The organism is Paraflavisolibacter caeni (genome assembly GCF_025628885.1).
Lineage (GTDB): Bacteria > Bacteroidota > Bacteroidia > Chitinophagales > Chitinophagaceae > Flavisolibacter > Flavisolibacter caeni.
In genome coordinates this window covers 146,447-162,763 of record NZ_JAOTIF010000001.1, presented here as the reverse complement: position 1 = coordinate 162,763, position 16,317 = coordinate 146,447, and the positions used below count along the sequence as shown (strand labels likewise).

Sequence of the window (16,317 nt, the reverse complement as noted above, 5' to 3'; positions counted from 1 at the left end):
TATCTATGTAAAACAGTAAAGTATGAGAAGTAAAATTATTGTTGCGTGCGTTTGTTGCTTTACATTGATCATTAAAGGTTCAGGGCAGTCTCCTTCAGACGTACAAGCTGATACATCTGCATTGAATACCCTATTGGCCAAAAGCAAAGAATTGGCTGGAAGCAATCCGGACCAGGCCATAAGCTACAGTTTGCAAGCAAAGAAACTGGCAGATCAAATTAAATTCCCTAAGGGTACTGCTTTGGCATTAAAAAACCTGGGATTTGTTTATTTCTACCAGAGCAAGCCCTTTGAAGCTATTCAATACTGGACTCAATCACTGGAGGTTTTTAAATCTATCAAAGACCTGTCAGGGGTTTCTAACATGTTAAACAACATAGGCGTTATTTATAATGCACAGGGCGACTATGAAAAAGCATTAGCAAACTACCTGGCTTCTTTAAAGGCAGGTGAACAATCTGGTGATCAATTAAGGATCGTTACAGCCTTGCAAAATGTCGGCAATGTGTATGCTCTGAAAAAGGAAACTTACGACAAAGCCCTGGACTACTACCTCAGGGCCCTGGACCTAGGCAAAACGGTCAAAGAATATAATGACATTGCAGGCACCTCCGCCAATATTGGTGAAGTATACTTTAATAAAGGCAAAGATTCTTTAGCGCTGCATTATTATGAAGAAGCATTAAAAGCTTACAGGGATGCAAAAGATGAAAGCAGCTTGCCTTTTGTATACAACGCTATTGGTAAGGTTTATAAAAAACAGGGAAAGTATGATGAGGCCTTGAGATTTCACACCAAGGCATATACTGCCGCCCAATCAGTTGAATACAACAGAAAGCAATTCATGGCACAATCACTGTTGGGACTGGCTAACACCTACAGAGCGAAAGGAGATTTGCCAACAGCATTAGATTACTTCAGTAAAGCAGAAGTCATTGGCAGAGAGATCAATGCGCTTGATGAACTGAAAGATATCTACCAGGGTTTATCTTCTGCTTATGCCAGTGCAAAGCAATATGATGAAGCCTTCAAGTACCAAACCCTTTTTACAGATGTAAAAGATACTTTGTATAACATAGAGACCGATAAAAAACTAACAAGAATGGAATTTGACTTCAACCTGCAGAAGAAACAGGGTGAAATCAATCTCCTTACAAAAGATAAGGCCATAAGAGAGCTGGAGGTGAAACGACAGAGACAGGCGAAACAGGCCCTTATGCTGGGACTTGTGATGTTGGGTGTCATAGCGTTTATTATTTTCCGCAACTTCCTGGCAAAGGTGAAAATCAACAAGATTCTTGACCGGCAAAAAGCTCAGATCGAACACCTGCTTTTGAATATACTTCCCTCCGAAGTTGCCAAAGAGCTGCAGGTTTCTGGCACTGCTACGCCAAGGCATTATGAAAATGTTTCAGTCCTGTTTACTGATTTTAAAAGCTTTACAAGTATTGCCGATAAAATGCCGCCGCAGGAATTAGTAGAAGAGTTGAACAGCTGCTTTATGGCCTTTGACAACATTATTGAAAAATACAACCTTGAAAAAATAAAGACCATTGGTGATGCTTATATGTGTGCCGGAGGCATACCCACCCCAGATAGCGACCACCCCATCAGGATTGTAAAAGCGGCTATGGAGATCAGAGAGTTTATTCACGGTTATAACAGCAAAAGACTGGAACTAGGACTTGCTGTTTGGGACATCCGTATTGGCATACATGTAGGCCCAATAGTGGCAGGCGTCGTTGGCAGGAAAAAGTATGCATATGATATCTGGGGTAGTACAGTTAATATAGCCAGTAGAATGGAAAGCAACGGAGAGCCAGGACAAATCAATGTATCAGCTGCTGCCTGCGAAATGGTCAAGCATAAATTCATCTGCACCCCCAGGGGAAAAATATATGCTAAAAACATTGGTGAAATAGATATGTACTTTGTTGAGAGCGAACGCGAAACTCCGGAAGGCGGATCTGTAACAGTGATTATGAGAGAGGATGCAAAAAATATAACGCAGTAATTTCATGCCTGCATAACCGCATTTTTATGCAAATTGCACCTCAATTTTCATAAAACAGATTAAAGTACCCAATTAAATGCAAGCAATTGAGCTCCGGAAATGTAACCTTGAAGATATATCCATTTTAAGGCAGGTAGCCTTACAATCGTACCAGGAGCATTACATGTATTTATGGACAGATGATCAATATGCATGGTGGTATATGGATCGCTCATTTGGTGAGCAAAGTTTACTGCAACAAATGAATGATCCGGATTCCACTTTCTATTTTGTATTGAATCATGACGAAATAGTTGGTTTTCTAAAAATAAATAGGAACCGTTCATTTAATGAGACATCCGCCGGGGAATGTATAGAATTGGAACGCCTTTACCTTTTGAAGAAGGTTACGAACAAAGGCATTGGAAGGGTGGCTGTTCAAATGATTATTGACAAGGCAAAAGAAGATCATGTAAAAACAGTCTGGCTTAAATCGATGGACACTAGTAAAGCAGTTCAATTCTATGAAAAAATTGGTTTTCATATTACCAAAACAGAAATCCTTCCTTTTGAAGGATTTAAAGATGAGTACCGTGACATTCATGTTATGCGCCTGGATCTAACCGCACATTAATCTGCGGACAGTTCTTTCAGGAGATCTGCTATATGTAAAGGCATTGTAACCATCTGTAACAAACCGTCCTTTATAGGCCACAATTCCTTCGGCCGGTCCCAATAGAGTTCAACGCCATTATTGTCCGGATCACGCAAATAAAGCGCTTCTGATACGCCATGATCAGAGGCGCCGTCCAATGGATACTGTGCATCTTTCAATCTCTTATAAATAATGGCCAGATCTTTACGTGTGGGATAAAGAATAGCTAAATGATAGAGCCCTGAACTATTGTGCGGTGCAGGTCCTGCACCTTTGCTATGCCACGTATTCAATCCGATATGGTGATGATATCCCCCTGCTGAAACAAAGACGGCATCTTCCCCATAGTATTGGGTCACTTCAAACCCTAAGAGTCCATGGTAAAAATCAAGGGCTCGTTTCAAATCAGCTACTTTTAAGTGCACGTGCCCAATTTTGGCTTGCGACGGGATCACATAATGGTCATCCATAAAATTACAGTTGCTAAAAAACTAATTAATTATTATGCCACGCTTCACGCTTTATTAGTTATTTTGAAGCGCTATGTATGAGTTGTTTTTCAAAAAGCTTAATGAAAAGGTTTCTTTTACCCAGGAAGAACAGGATATCATCAGGGATTATCTGACACCAAAAAAAATCCGTAAAAGACAATATCTTTTACAGGAAGGTGAGGTTTGCAAAATGATCGCCTTTGTGGAAAAGGGCGCATTAAGATCCTATTCAGTAGATGAGAAAGGTAATGAGCACATCATCCAATTTGCACTGGAGGGATGGACGATATCAGACCTTTATAGCTTCCTGACAGGAGAGCCGGCAACCTATAATATTGATGCACTTGAAGATTCTGAATTGGTATTGATCAGCAAATCTGCCCAGGAAGAGATCTTAAAAAAATGCCCTAAATATGAAACATATACCCGGCTCCAGGTTACAGGTGCTTATTTAGCCATGCAAAAAAGATTGACCTCAATTATCAGCCAGCCTTTAGAAGAGCGATACAACAGCTTTATCAATCTCTATCCCGACATTGTTCAACGTGTGCCGCAACACATGATCGCTTCCTATATGGGATTAAAGCCTGAAACGTTGAGCCGCTTACGCAAAAAAATTGCGGAGAAATGATCGGAATGGGTAATGAGTGATGAATATGGTCACTAACACTCACCACTCATTACATTTAATTGATTTCGGTCAATGTTTTTTCTTGCTTACACTCAATGGAGCAGGCCCTTACACTGGAGTAGTTTTGCATTATTAAAGACAACAAAATGCAAACAAAGCAAACCATAAATATAATTGGAGCTACAGGCAATATGGGCTCTGCAATTTCCCAAAACCTATCCAAGGGAAATTACAGGTTACTTCTTTATGCAAGGGATCAGGAGAAGATTGAGCCAATCGTTAATGAAATCAAAAATGCAAACCCTGCCGCAGACGTAGAAGCGATTGATAGCAACTATAATGGCTGTTGGGAAGCTGATATCATAATTGTGGCAGTTCCTTACGGGGCACAAAATGAAGTTGCCGAAAAAATCAGGGAGGTAGCTAATCAAAAGATCGTGATTAGCATCGCCAATCCTCTTAACGAAACTCATACCGGATTGGCAACAGCTCCGGACACAAGTGCAGCAGAAGAATTACAAAAATTACTACCTAACTCAAAAGTGATAAAGGCATTTAATACCACGTTTGCCGCCGACTTTTCTATGCCTGTAATTGACGGCAAGCAAGTAGATGCCTTTATAGCCGGAAACGATGCAGAAGCCCTGCAAACAGTTTCTGAACTGGTAAGTACTGTTGGGTTCAATCCAATAATTGCAGGCGACCTGACAGTAAGCAGAACCCTGGAAAACATGCAGCTGCTGCTCATCCAATTGGGCATGAAGTACAACTATAATTGGCTGGCAGGCTGGAAAATTTTACATAACTAATCAAAAGTGATACGAAAACAATTTATAAAAACAATCATAACAGGAGTAGTAGGCATGACATCTTTATCGGCCTTCAACAGGTTTACAAGCGATTTAAAAGAGGATGGGTATTTAATGCCTGTTCTCTTCATTGGGCATGGTTCTCCCATGAACGGAATAGAAGACAATGAGTTTAGCCAACGCTGGACGAAAATGGCAAAGGAAATTCCAACCCCCAAAGCTGTACTAGTGGTTTCAGCACACTGGCTGAGCAAGGGAACCCGCATCACTGCAATGGATTTCCCAAAAACCATTCACGACTTTGGAGGATTCCCTCCGGAACTATTTGCAGTGCAATATCCTGCTCCGGGTGATACTGCATTGGCAAAAGAAACAGCATCCTTGTTGAAGTCAACCCATGTTGAATTAGACCATGATTGGGGATTAGACCATGGAACATGGACAATAGTGAGGCACATGTACCCCGAAGCCAATATTCCTGTGCTTCAGTTGAGTATAGATTACGCAAAAGGTCCACAATATCATTACGACCTCGCTAAGGAATTGTACGCACTGCGCAAAAAAGGAGTGCTCATTATTGGGAGTGGCAATATGGTTCACAATCTCCGGATGGTTGCCTGGGATAAATTGGATGCCTCTTCTTATGGCTACGATTGGGCGCTGACTTTGAATGAAAAATTCAAGCAATTGATTGCTGATGGCAATCATACACCATTGATCAATTATGATAGTCTTGGCCGAGAGGCTAGACTCGCCATCCCAACTCCTGATCACTATCTGCCTCTTATGTACACATTAGGATTAAAAGGGAATAAGGATACAGTATCTTTCTTTAATGATAAAGCTGTGGGGGGCTCACTTACCATGACTTCAGTTAAGTTAGGTTAGTATCGCCACATTGTTTAAGGCTTAAAAAAACATTCTATGCAAAAGAAAATTGACCACCTGCTTGAGGGCAGGAAAAAAAGTATAGGTGAAGAAACCATTCTGCAATCTTTACCACACAAAGACTTTCGCTTTGCTAGTCCTTTTATCGTTTTGCACCATTTACCTCCCCACCTCTACCCAGCAGGATCACCTCCGGAGCGGATCCATCCCCATCCACACAGAGGCTTTGCGCCGGTAACATTCATGTTCCAGGGCGAAGGTTATCATAATGATACCAATGGATATAATGGAGTTTTAAAATCAGGAGAAGTGCAGTGGATGTTTGCCGGGAAAGGCTTGTTACATAGCGAAGGGCCAACAAAGAAATTGCTTGAAAAGGGGGGTAACTATGAATTTGTACAGCTGTGGGTAAATGTTCCTGCAAAATACAAAATGGAATCGCCCTATTATCAACAAGCAAAAAAAGATGACATGCCCCTGCTGTTCCAGGAGGAAGGCATTGACCTGAGGCTGGCAAGTGGATCTTATGATCACCTGAATGGCCCTATCAGGACCTTCACCCCTGTAATGAGCGCTTTCGGAACTGTAAAAGGAGAAAAGTCATTTCAATTAAAAGCGATTGAGGGTTACTGGACATTGTTGTATGTACTGGATGGAACGATCGTAGTCAACAACGAAATGGAAGTTTCAGGGCATCATTTATTGGTCTTTAGCAAGGAAGGGACAGAAATTCAAATTCAGACCAGAACAGATGCAAAATTGCTCTATCTATCGGCAGAACCCATAGAGGAACCTGTTGCAGCTAAAGGAAATTTTGTGATGAATACACAGGAAGAAATAGAGCAGGCTGAAAAGGATTTTGCTGAAAGGAAATTTGGCACATTGGATTTTTAGAAGGATTATCGACCTTTGAACGTGCAGGTATCACGAATCCACCATTAACCATTAATATTCCTTTATGAACCAATTGATCACTGGCATACATCATATCACTGCTATCGCAGGTGACACTCAAAAAAATATTGATTTCTATACAGGTATCCTAGGCTTAAGACTGGTAAAAAAAACAGTCAACTTCGATGACCCCGGCACATACCATCTTTACTATGGCGATGAAAAAGGTCTGCCCGGAAGTATATTGACGTTTTTCCCCTACGGGGGGCTTGTACAAGGAAGACAAGGAAAAGGCATGCTGAATACCACTGCTTTTTCGGTTCCTTTATCCTCCGCTAACTACTGGATGGATCGATTGAAACGTTTCGATATAAACTACAAACAACCTGTTGAACGGTTTGAAGGCGAGCAGGTAATTTATTTTGAAGACCCTGATGGCCTGGGGCTGGAATTAGTATTCACAGACAAGGATACGCGACCTGGATTTACCTATGGGCATATTCCAATAGAACATGCAGTTAAAGGTTTTTACAGCGCTGAAATCTGGGAAGAAGGATATGAACGTACCGCCGGTCTGCTTACAGAACAATTGAATCACAAACTCATAGCAGAAAAGGGCAACCGTTTCCGCTTTGCAGCTAATGACACGCCTGGCAATTACATCGACATTATTTGTTCGCCGGATAGCTTAAAAGGATTAGCCGGCAGTGGAACAGTACACCATATTGCATTTGCTACACCCGATGCATCAACGCAGGCCGAAGTACGTGTAAAAATTTCGCAAAGAATGCTGAACCCCACTCCGGTTATGGATAGAAGTTACTTTACCTCTATTTATTTCCGCGAACCAGGTGGGGTATTGTTTGAAGTAGCCACATCAGGTCCCGGCTTTGGAATTGATGAACCTGCAGAACACCTGGGTGAAGCCCTTAAATTGCCGGAACAATATGAAAAATACAGGAAGGACCTGGAAACTACATTAACACCTATTCAAATCAATCCAGACAAATACAAATAAGATGCACAAAAGGCAATTAATTACCGGGGGAAAAGACATTACAGAGGCTACAAAGGTTTTATTGATGATTCACGGTAGAGGCGGCAGCGCCCAGGACATTCTTTCCTTATCTTCTTATCTTGAGGTGGCTGATTTTACATTATTAGCCCCCCAGGCAACCAACAACACCTGGTATCCTTACTCTTTCATGGCGCCGCCAGCTCAAAATGAGCCTTGGCTCAGTTCTGCAATTGACCTCCTGAAAGGAATCGTCAACGAGATCATGAGTAATGGCATATCCACAGAAAATATCTATTTCCTGGGTTTCTCTCAGGGAGCCTGCTTAACACTTGAATTTGTAACGAGAAACGCGACCCGCTATGGAGGAGTAGTTGCATTTACAGGTGGCTTGATTGGTGATAAGGTCTATCCGGAAAATTATAAAGGCGATTTCAATGGCACACCTGTCTTCATAGGCACCAGTAATCCCGACCCACATGTGCCAGTAGAAAGGGTTTATGCAACCTCAAATATTCTAAAGGACATGAATGCCTCGGTGACGGAAAAAGTGTACAACAATATGGGTCATACCATCAACCAGGATGAGATCAGCTTAGCCAACAGCCTGATATTAAATCCTTCTTCCATACATACATGATCATCTTCAGTTGTAAGGCATTGATGAAATGTTAAAACCTGGAAAATCTGTTCAAATCGGTAAAAACTACCACAAAGACCATAATTTATCCAATAATAAGGCATGTACCTCTAGTACCTTTGCAGGCATCTCAAAAAAGGTAAAGCAATGATTACTGCTCAAAACGCAAAAACCAATGATATGGCTACAGATTTGAAGGAAGGAAAACCTGGTTTTTTCAACATTTTTGCCTGCAAATGCCCAAGGTGCAGACGAGGTGATATGTTCATTGATAAAAATCCCTGGCATCTGAGAAATACCATGAAGATGAGAAAAGAGTGCCCAGTGTGCGGTCAACCTTTCGAACCGGAAGTAGGTTTCTACTTCGGTGCGGGTTATGTTTCTTATGCTCTAACAGTTGCACTCTGTGTAGCCACACTTGTTGCATGGTGGGTTCTGATAGGGTTTTCATTTCAGGATAACAGGTTCTTTTACTGGATGATCTTCAATGCCGTTTTTTTGGTTGCGTTACAGCCATATTTAATGAGAATTTCCAGGACAGGCTGGCTGGCCTTCTTTACAAGATATGATCCCAACTGGAAAAACAACCCTACTCAAAAAGTGGAACGGGACAATTAAAGAACATCAGAATAATTGGTAATCATACTGCCCCAGAGAAAAACTGAGGCAAATAACTTTAATTTGCCGGTTTCAAAGAGGAAATCATGTTCGACTTCAGGTTTAAAGTATTTCATACAGTAGCAAAGCGGCTAAGCTTTACCAAGGCAGCCGCAGATTTGTTCATCACGCAACCTGCAGTCAGCAAACACATACAGGAGTTGGAGCAATATTTCCAGGTACCCCTGTTCAACCGAAAAGGCAACCATATTCAATTAACACCTCAAGGGCAGGTTTTATTACAGTATACAGAGCAGTTGCTGAATATCTACCGGAACATGGAGTTTGATATGAACAGCTTCTCCAATCTGCACAAAGGTTTATTGCACCTCGGCGCCAGTTCTACTATAAGTCAATATGTGATTCCTTCTGTACTGGCCGACTTTCATAAGAAATACAAGGAAGTCAATGTCAGGTTGATGAATGGCAACACGGAGCAGATTGAGCAGGCGCTCCTCAATAATGATATAGACATTGGCATTATTGAAGGCCAGTCAAAGAATAAAGACATAAAATATGTTGAATATGTAAAAGATGAAATTGTGCTGGTCAGCAATGTCCATCATGCCCTGGCAAAGAAATCTTCCCTTACCATTAATGAACTAAAAAAAGTTCCGCTCCTGGTCAGGGAAACCGGTTCCGGCACTTTGGATGTGATCGCCCATGCCCTCAAGCCTTTTGGAATTACGTTCTCTCAATTGAACATCGAAATGGAATTGGGCTCAACAGAAGCCATCAAAGCCTATTTAAGAAATTCTGACTGCATGGCCTTCCTTTCCATCCACTCAGTTTTCAACGAACTTTCCAGCAACTCATTTCGCATTATGGATGTAAAAGGGCTATCCATTGAACGCTACTTTTACTTTATTCAAAGGCAAGGCGCTTCCGAGCAGCTAGCCAATTTATTTATGCACTTCGCCCAACAGTATAACTTTAAGTTATAGCTCATAATAATTTACGATTTCCTTTCCCGGCTACATGCCTTCACCTTTGCGTTGCAATCAGCATTCATTTTAAAGAAGCACGCAAGCCCGAAGTATTATGCAGTATCAACAACAGAAAGGAAAGGTAGTCTTAGCAGGTGCAGGTTCTGGCGACCCTGAATTGCTCACCATCAAGGCATTTCGCTATTTGCAATTTGCAGATGTGGTCTTAACTGACCGCCTGGTGAGTGATGTCATCATCAATGAATATGTAAATCCTGAAGCGGAAGTGCTGTATGTGGGAAAACAATGCCGCCGTGGCGCTTCTACCCCACAAGCCACTATCAATGAACTGATGGTGGATTATGCAAGGCAGGGCAAGTTGGTGGTACGGCTGAAAGGAGGCGATGTTTCTATCTTTTCAAATGTGTTGGATGAATTGCAAACCCTTGTACAAAACCAAATACCCTACGAAATCATTCCGGGCATTACTGCGGCTTTAGGCGCTGCCGCATACGCGGGCATGCCACTAACAGCCAGGAATTATTCAACAGCAGTCCGCCTACTGACTTGTTATGATCCCAGCGTGATTACTGAAGAATACTGGAAAGAATTAGCAGCGACCAACGATACCCTTGTATTCTACATGTCTGCTGAAACATCATTTTATGTTGCTCAAAAATTAACCGAAAATGGTATTGAACAGGAAAAACAAATAGCGGTTATTGAACAGGCGACAACGCCTTTGCAGGAAATTCACACCAGCAGCCTCTATGAATTCAATGAAAATTACGGCCATGCACAATTCAAATCGCCATCACTGGTCATCATAGGAAAGGTAGTAGCACTGCACGAGCAATTCAAATGGCTGGAAAATCGCCCCAGCGATGTGGAATACTTTAAACCGGTGGATGTAAAAGCAGCCACTCACGTATTCGCCGAAAGAGCCTGATTCACCATTGATCATTCACAATCTCAATCATATCACAAAATCTAAATAAACGAAAGCCCATGATCGCATCCCTGAAAATGAAGTTAGTAGAAGAGGTAATGTCCAGCTTTACAAGAGAAGAGCTCATTTGGTTTAACGGCTATGTTGCAGGCGCCATTTCAGCGGGTGGCCAGGTACAGGTCCAGGAAGCTGTTCCGGCAAAACCTTCCGTTAATAAGATCACCATTGCTTATGGTACCGAAACAGGGAATGCAAAAAAGCTGGCAACAGATTTTGCTGCCAAAGCTAAAAAGTCTGGTATCAATGCGAAGTTGGTAAGCCTGGATCAATACCGTCTTACTGATCTCCCCAAAGAAGAACATTTTTTAACAGTGATCAGTACCCAGGGCGAAGGCGAGCCTCCGGCAGGGGCTAAGAAGTTCTATGATCATATCCATAACAACAGCCTTAAGCTGGATAAACTGAAATATAGTGTACTGGCTTTAGGCGACACCTCCTACCCTCTGTTTTGTAAAGCGGGCGAAGATGTTGACGCACAATTAGGAAAATTGGGTGGTGAAAGAATCGCCAACTTGCAGAAATGTGATACCGACTACGAAACTGATGCTACAATTTGGTTCACGCAGGTTCTGGAGGGTTTGAACAATCAAAGCAGCGGGACTGCGACAACAAAGGCACCAGCCATTAAGAAATCAACAGGTAAAAAAATATACAAAGGCAGCATTGCAACGAACATCAACTTGAACGACAGGGGTTCTAAAAAAGAGACCCACCACATTGAAATCATTGCTGAAGATCTGGAATACCTGCCCGGAGATGCATTAGGTGTGATCCCTGAAAACCCCGCACATCTGGTTGCAGCAATACTTGATCTATTGGACGTAGATAAAACATCCTCTATTACTTATAAAAACGAGCAGATTAGTACAGAAGAATTATTCAGAAAGAAACTGAACATCTGCTATCTGCCAGAAAGAGTGGTGAGTAAGTATGCAGGTTTGGTAAAGCAGGATATACCAGTTACAAGAATCGGTCTACTGGAACTACTGCGTATTTACCCGTTGAATGAGACGATTCAACTTGAAGATCTGGTGGAAGTATTGGAACCCATTGCACCCCGCCTTTACTCTATTGCTTCATCACCGGAAGCCCATAATGGTGAAGTGCATATTACTGTAGCAAGAGATAAATTCTATGTGAATGATGAAGCACATTATGGTTTGTGCTCCGACTATTTGTCGCAACTACAGGCTGATACCGAATTTGAATTTTATATCCATAAAAACAACCAGTTCCGCCTGCCTCAGGAAGACAAAGACATGATCATGATCGGGCCAGGCACGGGTATCGCCCCCTTCCGTTCTTTCCTGGCACACAGGGATGCAACAGGTGCCAGCGGACGCAACTGGCTTTTCTTCGGCGACCAGCATTTTGTTACAGACTTCCTGTATCAAACCGAATTGCAGAACTGGAAAGACACTGGTGCACTCACGAACCTGAATGTGGCTTTCTCAAGGGATCAGCAAGAGAAAGTATATGTACAGCATAAAATGCTTCAATATGGACAGGAGTTCTATGAATGGTTAACCAACGGAGCTTCTGTTTATATCTGCGGCGCTAAGGACCCAATGAGTTTCGACGTAGAGGATGCAATCCTTCAAATCATTCGCCAACATGGCAACAAAACCATTGAAGAAGCAAGTGAATTCATCTCACAATTAAAAGAAGAAGGCAGATTCCATAAAGATGTATACTAAAAAATTATTGGTTAAGAGTAAACGGTTCTCACTCAAAACTCATAGCCAATAACAGGCAACTCACTAATTTCTAACAAATAAAACCCATTGAAATGAGCTTAAGACTCGGAGACACAGCCCCCAACTTTAAAGCAGTAACAACAGAAGGTGAAATTGATTTCCACGAATACTTAGGTAATAGCTGGGGTGTACTCATGTCCCACCCTGCAGACTTCACGCCAGTATGTACCACTGAAATCGGAAGAACATCACAACTACATGAAGAATTCAAAAAGCGCAATGTAAAAGTATTGGTGGTGAGCGTTGACTCCGTAGAAGATCACTACAACTGGATCAAAGATGTAAATGAAACTCAGAATACCTCCGTTCAGTTTCCATTGATAGAAGACAAAGGACGTGTAGTTTCCGGATTATACGACATGATCCACCCCAATGCCTCTGCCACTGCAACTGTTCGTTCTGTATTCGTGATTGGTCCTGATAAGAAGATCAAGTTGACAATTACCTACCCTGCTTCTACAGGCCGCAACTTTGTGGAGATCTTACGTGTTCTGGACTCACTCCAGTTAACAGCCAATAACGGTGTAGCTACGCCTGCTGACTGGAAGGATGGTGAAGATGTAATTGTAGTACCTGCTATCAGTACCGAAGATGCAATTAAAAAGTTCCCTAAAGGAGTTAGAGTAGTAAAACCCTACTTACGCTATACTCCCCAACCCAATAAAAACTAATTAGCAACTGTTTAGCTCCTATGTGCTCATGATTTTTTTTCAATTGACAATGAGCATATATAAAAGACGATGATTGTACAACTATGGCAAAAAGTAATACGAACCTGTCTCCTACAGAGAAAATAAAGATGGCCAGTGACGGCCTGCGCGGAACCATCAAGGAAAGCCTGCAAAATGAGATCACAGGGAATATCTATGAAGATGATCACTCATTGGTGCGCTTTCATGGTATGTACTTGCAGGACGACCGTGACAGAAGAGAAGAAAGAGCAGCGAAGAAACTAGAGCGCCTTTATTCTTTCATGATCCGTTTGCGTTTAGCCGGTGGCTTCATGACACCAGAGCAATGGATAGCCCTACATCACATTGCAGGTGAAAATTCAACCGGGGTCATTAAGATTACAACAAGGCAAACAATTCAACTGCATGGTATTTTAAAGTCGAGGGTTAAACCAACACTGCAGGCATTTAACGAAGCAGGTTTAACCACGCTGGCTACCTGTGGCGACATCAACAGGAATGTGATCTGCACTTCCAACCCCAAGGAGTCGCCTGTACATGAACAGGTGTTTACAATTGCCAAACAAATCAGTGATCTGTTGCTGCCTAAAACAAATGGTTATTACGAAATATGGCTGGATGCTGAAAAATTAGCGGATAAACAACTGGAGGAAGATCCTCTATACCAGGATCGTTATATGCCTCGTAAATTCAAGATCGGGCTGGCGATTCCTCCGAACAACGACGCTGATGTGCTCACCAACGATCTTGCACTCATTGCAATTGTTGAAAACAATGAACTGAAAGGTTTCAATATTGCTATTGGAGGTGGTATGTCATCAACACATGGCAATCCCGATCATTATCCACGTCTGGCCTCAGTTTTGGGCTTTGTAGATACCGAAGAAAAGGTATTGAAAGCGGTGTATGAAATCCTGACCATTCAAAGGGACTACGGTAACCGTAGCGACCGCAAGCTGGCCCGCCTGAAATATACAGTTGACCGCCTTGGCATAGAATGGTGGAAAGAAGAATTGGAAAAAAGATGTGGATTCACCATTGAAAAAGCTAAACCTTTTGCTTTCAACAGGCGGAAGGATCATTATGGCTGGGAGCAAAACCATCAAGGCCTTTGGAATTATTCAGTATTTGTTGAAAACGGAAGAGTACTGGATGATGAAAAGGTAGCATTGAAAACAGCTTTGCTGGAGGTAGCTGAAACAGGGAAAGCTAATTTCCGTTTCACATCTAACCAGAATGTGATCCTTGCCGACATCAGTAAAGAAGACAAACCAGTGATACAAGAGATCCTGGAGCGTTTTAAGATCATCGAACATACCAATAATCCTTCTGCCCTTCGCAGCAATGCAATAGCATGTGTTGCCTTAAATACCTGTGCCCTAGCACTAGCTGAATCGCAGCGCTACTTGCCAACACTGATTTCCAGGATAGAGCCACTGCTTCAAAAGCATGGACTGGAAGATGAAGAATTAATCATGCGCATGTCCGGCTGTCCAAATGGCTGCTCCCGTCCTTTTGCTGCAGAAATAGCTTTTGTAGGAACGGCTTTAGGTCACTACAACATGCACCTGGGTGGCGACAGGTATGGCTTGCGTTTGAACAAACTCTATAAGGAAAGCCTGAACGAAAGCCAGATCCTATCCGAATTGGATAGCATATTCGGCGAGTTCAAGCAACAAAGAAAAGAGGGTGAAACATTTGGCGACTTTGCGAATGCCCGATATGTTAATGCATAATGCTTAACTTCCTAATTTACAAAAAGCTGCCCTTGAAAGGCAGCTTTTTTATTGAACGTCAATTTTCAATTTGAATACCTTTGTAGTCTCAGTCCAACGGTTGTTTCCCCTATCTATTTCACCATTTCCTAATTTCAATTATATATCATGGATGTAGAAATACTATCCCGTATACAATTTGCCTTCACCATTTCTTTTCATTATATCTATCCGCCTTTGAGTATAGGCCTCGGTCTCTGCATGGTAGCCATGGAAGGGCTGTACCTGAAAACTGGCAACAAGATGTACGAGGACATGACCAAATTCTTTACCAAAATATTTGCCCTGATCTTCGGCCTTGGTGTTGCTACTGGTATTGTGATGGAATTCGAGTTTGGCACCAACTGGGCAACCTACTCCAAATATGTAGGCGATGTCTTTGGCTCAGCCCTGGCTGCTGAGGGGATCTTTGCTTTTGCTTTGGAGTCAGGTTTCCTGGGAGTAGTGCTTTTTGGCTGGGGCAGGGTAAGACCTAAGGTCCACTTCTTTGCAACAGTCATGGTATTTCTGGGTTCCATGTTTTCAGCTATCTGGATCGTAGTGGCAAACTCCTGGCAGCAAACACCAAGCGGTTTTAAAATCGCAGGACAAGGCATGGAGGCAAGAGCAGAAATCACAGATTTCTGGGCCATGGTCTTCAATCCCTCTTCTGTTGAACGGGTTTTGCACGTTTGGGTGGGCGCATTCCTTGCTGGCGCTTTCCTGGTGTTAAGCATCTCAGCTTATTACCTGTTGAAGAAAAAGTATATTGAATTTGCTCAATCAGCTTTTAAGATTGCACTGGTCATTGCAACGATATCTTCATTGTCTCAATTGTTCCTGGGTCATAGATCGGCAGAAGTGGTGGCAGAACACCAACCGGCTAAACTGGCGGCCATGGAAGGCCATTTTGATTCGCTTGCAGTTGCTGATATGTATTTGGTAGGTTACGTGAATAAAGAAAAAGAAAAAACCTATGGCTTAAAAATACCAGGCGGACTTACCTTTTTAACCCACCAGGATTTTACCACTCCCATCAGGGGACTAAAAAGTTTCCCTAAAGAAGACCGCCCTGGCTCAGTGAACATAGTGTTCCAATCCTACCACATCATGGTAGCTATTGGCATGATCCTGATCGCCCTTACATTGTATGCGTCCTGGCTATGGTGGAAAGGAAAGCTGTTTGAAAAAAAGTGGTTGCTACAGATCTTTATGTTCTCTGTACTCTTACCTCAGCTCGCCAACCAGATGGGCTGGTATGCAGCCGAAACAGGCAGGCAACCCTGGGTGGTGTATGGCCTGCTACGGACTTCAGATGCACTTTCAAAAGCCGTAACGGCTAACCAGGTATTATTTTCGCTCATCCTGTTTACACTGGTGTACACACTTTTGCTCATCCTCTTTTTATACTTACTTAATAAAAAGATCCAACATGGACCGGATACCGACTTTGTACAACACAGTCCGAAACTAGAAGAAATGGCACAACAATTTTAAAATCAACTT

Annotated in this window: 16 protein-coding genes; 15 read left to right on the top strand and 1 reads right to left on the bottom strand. The window is 42.4% G+C overall.

What is annotated here, in order from left to right:
- The first annotated feature begins 22 nt into the window (after window positions 1-22).
- Window positions 23-2,014: an adenylate/guanylate cyclase domain-containing protein gene (locus OCK74_RS00730; protein WP_279295056.1), complete on the top strand. Its 1,992-nt coding sequence runs from the start codon at window positions 23-25 to the stop codon at window positions 2,012-2,014.
- Window positions 2,015-2,090: 76 nt separating this feature from the next.
- Complete coding sequence (locus tag OCK74_RS00725) at window positions 2,091-2,627, top strand: GNAT family N-acetyltransferase (RefSeq protein ID WP_279295055.1); 537 nt, start codon at window positions 2,091-2,093, stop codon at window positions 2,625-2,627.
- Here OCK74_RS00725 and OCK74_RS00720 read toward each other — a convergent pair.
- A complete protein-coding gene (locus tag OCK74_RS00720) occupies window positions 2,624-3,118 on the bottom strand; it encodes a VOC family protein (RefSeq protein WP_279295054.1) in 495 nt (164 codons plus the stop codon). The two genes, OCK74_RS00725 and OCK74_RS00720, sit on opposite strands and share 4 nt — an antisense overlap.
- A 73-nt stretch (window positions 3,119-3,191) precedes the next feature.
- On the opposite strand from OCK74_RS00720, the gene OCK74_RS00715 reads away from it, so the two are divergent.
- From OCK74_RS00715 to OCK74_RS00655, 13 genes are all read left to right on the top strand, one after another.
- Window positions 3,192-3,770 (top strand): Crp/Fnr family transcriptional regulator, encoded by a 579-nt coding sequence (locus OCK74_RS00715; protein WP_279295053.1) that lies wholly within the window; start codon window positions 3,192-3,194, stop codon window positions 3,768-3,770.
- Between the two features lie 146 nt (window positions 3,771-3,916).
- The gene (locus OCK74_RS00710; RefSeq protein ID WP_279295052.1) at window positions 3,917-4,579 is read left to right on the top strand and encodes an NADPH-dependent F420 reductase; all 663 of its coding nucleotides are present in this window, start codon (window positions 3,917-3,919) and stop codon (window positions 4,577-4,579) included.
- A gap of 6 nt (window positions 4,580-4,585) precedes the next feature.
- A complete protein-coding gene (gene ygiD / locus OCK74_RS00705; protein ID WP_279295051.1) occupies window positions 4,586-5,467 on the top strand; it encodes a 4,5-DOPA-extradiol-dioxygenase in 882 nt (293 codons plus the stop codon).
- Window positions 5,468-5,503: 36 nt separating this feature from the next.
- Window positions 5,504-6,361, top strand: coding sequence for a pirin family protein (locus tag OCK74_RS00700; RefSeq protein ID WP_279295050.1), 858 nt, complete (start codon window positions 5,504-5,506; stop codon window positions 6,359-6,361).
- 64 nt (window positions 6,362-6,425) lie between these two features.
- The gene (locus OCK74_RS00695; RefSeq protein ID WP_279295049.1) at window positions 6,426-7,379 is read left to right on the top strand and encodes a ring-cleaving dioxygenase; all 954 of its coding nucleotides are present in this window, start codon (window positions 6,426-6,428) and stop codon (window positions 7,377-7,379) included.
- 1 nt (window position 7,380) lies between these two features.
- Window positions 7,381-8,016: an alpha/beta hydrolase gene (locus tag OCK74_RS00690; RefSeq protein WP_279295048.1), complete on the top strand. Its 636-nt coding sequence runs from the start codon at window positions 7,381-7,383 to the stop codon at window positions 8,014-8,016.
- A 180-nt stretch (window positions 8,017-8,196) separates the two neighbouring features.
- Window positions 8,197-8,634, top strand: a complete 438-nt coding sequence (locus OCK74_RS00685; protein ID WP_341483170.1) for a DUF983 domain-containing protein — start codon at window positions 8,197-8,199, stop codon at window positions 8,632-8,634.
- Window positions 8,635-8,720: 86 nt separating this feature from the next.
- Window positions 8,721-9,617 carry a LysR family transcriptional regulator gene (locus OCK74_RS00680; RefSeq protein ID WP_279295047.1) on the top strand — a complete coding sequence of 299 codons (897 nt, stop codon included), beginning with the start codon at window positions 8,721-8,723 and terminating at the stop codon, window positions 9,615-9,617.
- Between the two features lie 97 nt (window positions 9,618-9,714).
- Window positions 9,715-10,548, top strand: a complete 834-nt coding sequence (gene cobA / locus OCK74_RS00675; RefSeq protein ID WP_279295046.1) for a uroporphyrinogen-III C-methyltransferase — start codon at window positions 9,715-9,717, stop codon at window positions 10,546-10,548.
- A 59-nt stretch (window positions 10,549-10,607) separates the two neighbouring features.
- On the top strand, window positions 10,608-12,305 hold the full coding sequence (locus tag OCK74_RS00670; protein ID WP_279295045.1) for a diflavin oxidoreductase: 1,698 nt from the start codon (window positions 10,608-10,610) through the stop codon (window positions 12,303-12,305).
- A gap of 92 nt (window positions 12,306-12,397) precedes the next feature.
- Complete coding sequence (locus OCK74_RS00665; RefSeq protein ID WP_279295044.1) at window positions 12,398-13,036, top strand: peroxiredoxin; 639 nt, start codon at window positions 12,398-12,400, stop codon at window positions 13,034-13,036.
- Window positions 13,037-13,119: 83 nt separating this feature from the next.
- Complete coding sequence (locus OCK74_RS00660; RefSeq protein WP_279295043.1) at window positions 13,120-14,793, top strand: NADPH-dependent assimilatory sulfite reductase hemoprotein subunit; 1,674 nt, start codon at window positions 13,120-13,122, stop codon at window positions 14,791-14,793.
- A gap of 147 nt (window positions 14,794-14,940) precedes the next feature.
- Window positions 14,941-16,308 carry a cytochrome ubiquinol oxidase subunit I gene (locus tag OCK74_RS00655; RefSeq protein ID WP_279295042.1) on the top strand — a complete coding sequence of 456 codons (1,368 nt, stop codon included), beginning with the start codon at window positions 14,941-14,943 and terminating at the stop codon, window positions 16,306-16,308.
- Window positions 16,309-16,317 lie beyond the last annotated feature (9 nt).

Coding starts and splice junctions, on each gene's coding strand:
- OCK74_RS00700 (WP_279295050.1), top strand. CDS start 5,504: ATGCAAAAGAAAATTGACCACCTGCTTGAGGGCAGGAAAAAAAGTATA.
- OCK74_RS00655 (WP_279295042.1), top strand. CDS start 14,941: ATGGATGTAGAAATACTATCCCGTATACAATTTGCCTTCACCATTTCT.
- OCK74_RS00660 (WP_279295043.1), top strand. CDS start 13,120: ATGGCAAAAAGTAATACGAACCTGTCTCCTACAGAGAAAATAAAGATG.
- OCK74_RS00670 (WP_279295045.1), top strand. CDS start 10,608: ATGATCGCATCCCTGAAAATGAAGTTAGTAGAAGAGGTAATGTCCAGC.
- OCK74_RS00665 (WP_279295044.1), top strand. CDS start 12,398: ATGAGCTTAAGACTCGGAGACACAGCCCCCAACTTTAAAGCAGTAACA.
- OCK74_RS00680 (WP_279295047.1), top strand. CDS start 8,721: ATGTTCGACTTCAGGTTTAAAGTATTTCATACAGTAGCAAAGCGGCTA.
- OCK74_RS00690 (WP_279295048.1), top strand. CDS start 7,381: ATGCACAAAAGGCAATTAATTACCGGGGGAAAAGACATTACAGAGGCT.
- OCK74_RS00730 (WP_279295056.1), top strand. CDS start 23: ATGAGAAGTAAAATTATTGTTGCGTGCGTTTGTTGCTTTACATTGATC.
- OCK74_RS00710 (WP_279295052.1), top strand. CDS start 3,917: ATGCAAACAAAGCAAACCATAAATATAATTGGAGCTACAGGCAATATG.
- OCK74_RS00725 (WP_279295055.1), top strand. CDS start 2,091: ATGCAAGCAATTGAGCTCCGGAAATGTAACCTTGAAGATATATCCATT.
- cobA (WP_279295046.1), top strand. CDS start 9,715: ATGCAGTATCAACAACAGAAAGGAAAGGTAGTCTTAGCAGGTGCAGGT.
- OCK74_RS00715 (WP_279295053.1), top strand. CDS start 3,192: ATGTATGAGTTGTTTTTCAAAAAGCTTAATGAAAAGGTTTCTTTTACC.
- OCK74_RS00695 (WP_279295049.1), top strand. CDS start 6,426: ATGAACCAATTGATCACTGGCATACATCATATCACTGCTATCGCAGGT.
- OCK74_RS00685 (WP_341483170.1), top strand. CDS start 8,197: ATGGCTACAGATTTGAAGGAAGGAAAACCTGGTTTTTTCAACATTTTT.
- OCK74_RS00720 (WP_279295054.1), bottom strand. CDS start 3,118: ATGGATGACCATTATGTGATCCCGTCGCAAGCCAAAATTGGGCACGTG.